Raw genomic sequence first — 4,709 nt, forward strand, 5'->3', positions numbered from 1 at the left:
GGCAGAGAAAGTCTCTAAAATCAGCTTCATAGCAGTTGGATTGGCATTATAAACATCTGACAGAATATCTGCTCCATTGGCTGCTTTCTTCCACTCGGTACGGTTACGTGTTAATTCAAGATGTTGGAAGGCCTGACGAATTTGTTCCTCAGTCACTCCTTCTTGCAGGGCAACATAGGATGCAATCATAGCATTGGTCGCATTGTACTTACCAGTCACTGGCAAGTCAAAGGCTTGCTCCAAGAAATTAGCCTTAAAGGTCAGACTGTCCTTACGCTCAACCAAGTCTGTGATTTCCAGCTCTGCTCCTTGCCCAAAACGAACCACCTTTTTATCAGCTGGCAGGTATGCCTCTACAATCGGGTCAGCTGGTGCCAAAAGCAAAGAACCCGATACCATACCATCTGCAATTTGCATTTTTCCTTTGGCAATTTCCGAACGGTCTTTGAAAAAGGCCAAATGTGCTTCTCCAACCAAGGTCACGATGGCTGTTTTTGGATGAGCCAATTCTGACAAGAGATGAATATCTCCCAAGTGGTCCTGCCCCATCTCCAAGACCAACTTTTCTGTCCCTTCAGGCATATGGAGAACGGTGTAAGGAAGTCCAATCTCGTTATTGTAATTGCCTTGTGTTTTGTAGGTTTTGTAGGTTGTTGATAGCAAGTGCGCCAACATATCCTTGGTCGTTGTCTTGCCATTTGAACCTGTAACTGCAAAGACATCAACAGCCATTTTCTCAAGATAGTAGGCAGCTAGGGTTTGAAAGGCAGTCAAGACATCATCTACTAGAATATAGGGATGATTTGCAACCTCTTTCTCAGAGAGGGTTACTGCTGCACCATTTTCAAAGGCTGTTTCGATAAAGTCATGGCCATCACGCGCACCTTTGAGTGGCACAAATAAATCCCCTGCCGTAATTAGGCGACTGTCAAACTCAGCCTTTTCTAACTGGGTGTCCTCAAAGATGCTGATATCATTTTTAGCTCCTACAACTTGAGCCACTTCATGGATTGTTAATTTCATTTCTACTCCTTTAAAAAGGGTTGAAGTCCGAGAACTCTAATCACCTGGCAGTGATAGTTCTGGCTTCTACCCTCTCTTTCATTTTATAGCAAATGCGCTTCGCGCTTGTCAAAACTTTCCTTGGCAAGATCAACCAATCGCTCGATTAGGTCTGGGTAGCTAATTCCCATATTATCCCAAAGTAGTGGGTACATAGACCACTGGGTGAAACCTGGCATGGTATTGAGCTCGTTTAGGAAAATCTCTCCCTTGTCTGTATAGAAGAAATCGCAACGAGATAGACCGAGGCCACCAATGGCACGGAAGGCAGTTTCTGCATTTCGACGCATGACAGCTACCACATCATCACTGATTTTAGCCGGAATGTCCATGGTAATCTTGTTGTCAATATACTTGGCATCGTAGTCATAAAAGGCAACATCCTTGACTACTTCTCCTGGCAGCGTGCTTTTGACATCGTAGTTGCCCAGTAGACCAACCTCGATTTCACGAGCATTGACCCCTTGCTCTACCAAGACACGGCTGTCATATTGGAAGGCAAGTTTCAAGGCTTGACGGAGTTCTTCTTGATTTTCAGATTTGGAAATACCCACACTAGAACCCATGTTTGACGGCTTAGTGAAGACTGGATAAGCCAATTTTTCTTCCACTTCAGCGATTTTAGCAGTCACATCATCGCCTTCAACGATAGCCACATAAGGAACTTGGGCAATACCAGCAGATTCTAAAATACGCTTAGTCGTGATTTTGTCCATGGCAAGGCTAGATGACAAGATATTACATCCGACATAAGGCATTTTCAAAACTTCTAAGAATCCTTGGACAGAGCCATCTTCTCCCATCGGACCGTGAAGAACTGGAAAGACCACTGCACCTTCTTCGTAGATGGCACTTGGTGCAACTTGCTTATCCCAATCAATAGTTTCATTGGTCATGAGACGGTCCTCTTGCCCCGGAGTCTGGCTAAATTCTTGCGTTTTAATAAAATCACCTGACTGACTGATAAAGAAAGTCTTAACTGTGAAACGGTCATAATTGACCGCACGCATGACACTCTCAGCTGAAAGGACAGAGACTTCGCGTTCCGCACTCCGTCCACCGTATAAAAGAATAATCGTTTGTTTCATATTACTTGTCCTAATTCTACTAGAATACTCGCTCTTTAGTATATCATATTTGCTTGTTTTTTTAAAACTTGAACCTGATCCTACTCATCACACTATACAAAAAGAGGCCGATAGGAACGATTTTCAGCCTCTTTGATTTTTTATAAATGAATGGAGTTCGTAATTTTGTCTACACTTACAACTCTGTTCGATTTTCAATCGCTCGTAAGAGGGTCACTTCGTCCGCATACTCGATATCTGCCCCCACAGCAAGACCTCGCGCCAAGCGCGTAACCTTGATCCCAGCTGGCTTGAGCAAACGTGAAAGATACATGGAAGTTGCTTCCCCATCTGCCGTAGCATTGGTTGCTACGATTACTTCTGAAACCTCACTATCCATCAGACGAGTCATGAGACTCTTGAGATTGATATCGTCTGGACTGATACCATTCATGGGAGAAATGAGACCATGCAGGACATGATAGAGTCCATGGTATTCTTGGATATTTTCCATGGCTGCCACATCCCGACTATCCTCTAGCACCAAAATCGTTGTCTGGTCACGAGTTGGATCGGTACAGATAGAACAAGGATCGTCGTCTGTCAAACGACCACAAATAGAACAGTAGGTCAATTCTCTCTTAGCAGAAAGGAGATTTTTTGCAAATTCATTGACATCATCATCAGACATCCCAATCGTATAAAAGGCCAGACGCGTAGCCGTCTTAATCCCGATACCTGGTAACTTAGAATAACTGTCAATCAGCTTAGCAATAGGTGTTGGATAAAGCATAAATTCCTTTCTAGTTCATTGGATGGTATTTTTGATACAGATTGATAATGTCACGCGCAATGGAAGGTCCTACACCATTTGTTAGATTGGTATTATGAGGAAAGACCACTGCCACAGCAATTTGGGGATTATCAGATGGGGCATAGGCCACCGCATTGGTATTGGTTGCTTGCTGACCATCTGCCACATAACTTTCGGCTGTACCCGTTTTTCCGCTAATGGATACCAAGGCACCATTTGAAAAGGCACGTCCAGTTGTCAATCCACTAGTCCCATGAGCAACCTGATAAAAACCTTGGTGCAAGACACTCATATCGGAGTCGGATATATTGACCTTATTCATCTCTGTCGGTTGCAGTTGCTGAATCAAGTCGCCCAGTCCTCCCTTGTCATTATTACCATAAATGCCTTCAACAATACGAGGAGCCACACGAACACCATCATTTGCAATAGTTGCCACATACTGAGCTAATTGCATGGGCGTATAGTTATCAAACTGGCCAAATGCATTGGTAATATAATTAGCAAAATTATACTCTTTTGGAATAAAACCAGTTGACTCATCTGGAAGGTCAATGCCTGTTGAGGCTCCAAGACCATATTCAGCAAATGTCGAACGAAGTTTCCCCATGGCGGATTCTAAATTGTTAGTTAAAACAAACATATTGGGTTGATAGGTCTGACCCATAAGACCTAGAGCTGTTTGGACCATATAGGCATTAGAAGAATACTCCAAGGCCTCCACAGCTGTAATCGGGAATGAATCGTAGGCTTGAGTATACCAAGAATTAATCGGAGCTGAACCTTGGAAGACAATCGGTTGGTCTGTCAAGGTCTGGTTCCCTGATAAGACTCCATTTTCCCAACCGGAGCTGATGGTCGCCGCCTTGACAACCGAACCTGGGACAAAGACATTGGTCACCGTTCCCAAGGAATCAGGTGTCAACTCTCCCGTTTTCAGGTCATGTTTGATTCCTGACATGGATAACACAGCACCTGTTTTTGGGTTAAGGGCAACTGCATACACACCCTCAGAATACTTGGCTCCTCCATTTCCTAGCTCGGAATTGAAATAACTTTTCAGCAAAGCATCCACGCTATCTTGGAAGGCCAAATCAATGGTCAGTTTGATATTGTTTCCCTTACTACCTTCCTCAATTGTATCCACGCTTTCCATATTGCCATATTTATCCAGATGGATTTCTTTTACCGAGCGTTTTCCTTGTAAGGTCTCTTCATATTGCTTTTCCAAATAGGAGGTTCCAACACGGTCATTTAGAGAATAGCCTTTTTTAAGATAGGCTTCTGCTTCTTCCGCTGGGAGACCAGCTTTTTCACTGGATACACTCCCTACTATAGAAGAAAGGGAAGTTCCCAAAATCTTTCGATCCCAAGAAGTAGAAATACTAATGCCAGGCATCTCCTTTGAAATAGAGGCAATAACAGCCACCTGAGAATCATTTAGAGGATCTGTCGCAATGGTTCCTGTCGCAAAGTTTCCAACAGCATTTAACTGACTAAAAAGATAGATTTCTTTCTTTTCATCCTCTGTATAGTTTAGTTGACTTGTTGGGACACTATCGACCGCATTGTTATACAGTTCTGATTCGGATAGGCGATTGCCATCTGAATCCAAGCGTTTCTCACTTGGGAGAGCTTCCACTGTTTTTTTATAGATTTCAGGATCAGCCAAATAGTAATCAGCCAGCTGGCGTTCTGTCAAATTTGGCGAACTGATACTCACATAAGTCAGTAACTTTTTAGCTATTTCTTTTAAGTCTGTAGCC

4 protein-coding genes are annotated in these 4,709 nt (G+C 43.3%); all 4 read right to left on the bottom strand.

What is annotated here, in order from left to right:
* Window positions 1-1,023, bottom strand: a 1,023-nt coding sequence (locus SMIDD26_RS07440; protein WP_061439793.1) for a UDP-N-acetylmuramoyl-tripeptide--D-alanyl-D-alanine ligase, incomplete at its 3' end; no start/stop codon positions are given.
* A gap of 83 nt (window positions 1,024-1,106) precedes the next feature.
* Complete coding sequence (locus tag SMIDD26_RS07445) at window positions 1,107-2,150, bottom strand: D-alanine--D-alanine ligase (RefSeq protein ID WP_061439714.1); 1,044 nt, start codon at window positions 2,148-2,150, stop codon at window positions 1,107-1,109.
* 175 nt (window positions 2,151-2,325) lie between these two features.
* Window positions 2,326-2,922, bottom strand: coding sequence for a recombination mediator RecR (recR, locus tag SMIDD26_RS07450; protein ID WP_000966754.1), 597 nt, complete (start codon window positions 2,920-2,922; stop codon window positions 2,326-2,328).
* A gap of 10 nt (window positions 2,923-2,932) precedes the next feature.
* On the bottom strand, window positions 2,933-4,709 hold a 1,777-nt coding region (pbp2b, locus tag SMIDD26_RS07455; protein ID WP_246746983.1), incomplete at its 5' end, for a penicillin-binding protein 2B.

Source organism: Streptococcus mitis (genome assembly GCF_001579035.1).
In the GTDB taxonomy this organism is placed as follows: domain Bacteria; phylum Bacillota; class Bacilli; order Lactobacillales; family Streptococcaceae; genus Streptococcus; species Streptococcus mitis_J.

Excerpts from the sequence above, each read along its gene's own strand:
- SMIDD26_RS07445 (WP_061439714.1), bottom strand. The coding sequence starts at position 2,150 with ATGAAACAAACGATTATTCTTTTATACGGTGGACGGAGTGCGGAACGC.
- recR (WP_000966754.1), bottom strand. The coding sequence starts at position 2,922 with ATGCTTTATCCAACACCTATTGCTAAGCTGATTGACAGTTATTCTAAG.